Raw genomic sequence first — 2,767 nt, forward strand, 5'->3', positions numbered from 1 at the left:
CCATTGACTGCATTCGGGGCTTCCGTCATTCCTAACCTTGACCTGACCCTGAGCCGCTGTGAAGAGGCGCTTGGGTCACGCTCGGATGCTGAAAAACGACTTGTAAAACTGAGAAATATGAACCCCGATGCTGATGAAGAGATCCTTTGCCAGCATTCCCACAATTTCGACGCTGATATTACCAATGCCCGTCTGTGGCAGTCGATGGAAAAACACCAGATGGCTGAAACACTCCTGGTGAATATGAAAAAAGAGCTGACCAGAATACTGCTGTCGAATCGATGCGCTGCCACTGCAAAAACACTGCATAAACAGCTCCAGATTGTCAATATTGCTCTGGTGAGACTCTTGCAGGAGCGAGGCTTATATGAATGGGCAGAAGATTTACTGCTGGATATGAGTGGCAAGCAAGCCAACTACAGTGAGGAGTTCCTTTGTCAACCCTGTGGAAATGATGAAATTGATCTGGCTCTGCTGCGACTCTGGGAGCTGATGTGTAAACATGAACGGGTTGGCAGACTACTGCTGAATATGAGTGGCAAGCGCCTGGATGGCACTGAGGAAGACCTCTTCACTCCCTATGAAGACCGTGATATTGATCTGGCCCTGGCGCTACACTGGCATAGGATGGGCAAATATCAATGGGCTGAAAGACTGCTGCTGAACATGAGTGACAAGCACCTCTCTGACACTGAGGAAGACCTGTGCACGCCCTCTGGAGACCGTGAGATTGACCTGGCTCTGCTGCGAGTCTGGGAGCTGCAGGGCAAATATAAACTCACGGAAAAATTGCTCTTGAACATGATTAACAAGCACCCCGACGACAGCGAGGACGACCTGTGCAGACCCTCTGAAGATTTTATGATTGACCTGACTCTGGTAAGGCATTGGCAGATAGCGAGCAAATTTAAACGCTCTGAAAGACTGCTGCTGAACATGAGTGGCAAGGATCCCAATGCCTGTGCAGAAGACCTGTGCCAACCTTGCGGGAATTTCGATATTGATCTGAACCAGGCACTCCTTTGGCAGGCAATGGGCAAGAGTCAATGGAGTGAAAGACTGCTTCTGAACATGAGCGGCAAGCACCCCGAAGCCACTGAAGAATTTCTGTGCAAGCCCTATGGGCATCCTCTCATTGACCTGGCCATGGCGCGACTTTGGGAGTTAACGGGCAAATATAAACGGTGTGAAAGACTGTTGCTGAACATCATTGGCAAGCACCCCGATAACAATGAGGAAAACCTGTGCAAACCCAGCGGGACTCGCGATATTGATCTGACTCTGGTTCGCCTCTGGCGGATGATGAATAAAAAAGAACGGTCTCTAAAACTGCTCCATCGTTGCTGTGATTTATACCACGCGAGTGAATGTGAATACACACTCCTGAGTATCTATGCCGGGACCACAAGATTTATGGAATTAATGAGCGGATGTCAGGAAAGTGCCAATACTTTACTGACATGCTCGATCCATTATTTCAGGCTGGCTACCGGGCAGATAACAGACAATGACCTTGAGTCAGGACGAAATAACCTTAAAAAAGCGCTTGAGTCTGTGGAATCGGCGCTGCAGAAATACCCCGCCACTGCAGGCGCTTATTCGCAAAAAGCGCACTGTCTCAGAATGCTAAGTTACAGTGAAGGTAACAGTGAAGACGTGTGGACTGAATGGTTCGACAAAGCCAAAGTTCTTGACCCCAGCCGGAAAGAGCGGTTTAAGGATAACGACGATTGGCGAATCACCGAAGCACTTGCTGTTAAAAAGCTTCAGGATATGGCACAGCAAACATAAACCTGTCTACGGCTCAGGGAATTAAGACGCTTCCATGAACTTCTACCTCCGTTTGCTGTCTCAAGAGTTTAAAGGGAGGTTACTTCGCCATCAGTTACGGATTACCACCAGCCTATGGTTCAACATCGCAACCGTCACAAAATCACCTGCCTGATTCCGATCAGGACGCTCATCAGGACACAAAGCCTGCATCCGATTTAAACCCGAATGCGCAACCGTTTGTTCCTCGTGGTCCCTGGTCGAACACGCGCACGGATATTCGCCGTCGGCGAACCACCGGGCACAGCAAACCTTCTGTTCAGAGGTCACACCAGTCAACCAGAAAGAAATCGCCTGAACCGGCTGAAAGAAAAATCCGTGAAGCCTATATAGCACTGAAAAACCAGCATTTCAGCTACGCAGAAGCCACATTCAAGGCTGTCTTGGAAGAATACCGGGTCCAACTCAGCGACGCCGACGAACAAAGCTCAGTCATGGGACTGGCAAGATCGTTGAAAGAGCAAAACCGGGAAAAACTGAAAGAAGCCTTTGATCTTCTGGAAGCATTCAGATCGAAAGGATCATTGACTCCATTAGGGGCTTCCACCATTCACAACCTTGACCTGACCCTGAGCCGCTGTGAACAGGCACTTGGGTTATTCTCGAAAGCTGAAGAACGACTGATAAGACTGAGAAATATAGACCCCGATGCCGATGAAGAAATCCTTTGCAAGAAATCTCACAATTTTGACGCTGATGTTACCAATGCCCGACTGTGGCAGTTTATGAAAAAACACCAGATGACTGAAACACTGCTGGTGAACGTGAGAAAAGAGCTGACCAGAAAGCTGCTATCGAATCGAAAAACTGCCACTGCGGAAACCCTTCATAAACATCTCCATATCGTCAATATTGCCCTGGCGCGACACTTACAGGAGAGAGGCCTGTATGAATGGGCTGAAAAGTTGCTGCTGGAGATGATTGGCAAGCGACCCAA

General features: G+C 48.8%; 2 protein-coding genes. Both read left to right on the plus strand.

All coding sequences use genetic code 11. From position 1 onward, the window contains the following. Window positions 1-1,791: hypothetical protein (locus tag KDK19_RS00335; protein ID WP_257291096.1), on the plus strand; the 1,791-nt coding region annotated here is incomplete at its 5' end. A 422-nt stretch (window positions 1,792-2,213) separates the two neighbouring features. Further along, on the plus strand, window positions 2,214-2,767 hold a 554-nt coding region (locus KDK19_RS00340), incomplete at its 3' end, for a hypothetical protein (protein ID WP_257291097.1).

Source organism: Endozoicomonas sp. ONNA1, assembly GCF_024606325.1.
In the GTDB taxonomy this organism is placed as follows: Bacteria; Pseudomonadota; Gammaproteobacteria; order Pseudomonadales; family Endozoicomonadaceae; genus Endozoicomonas_A.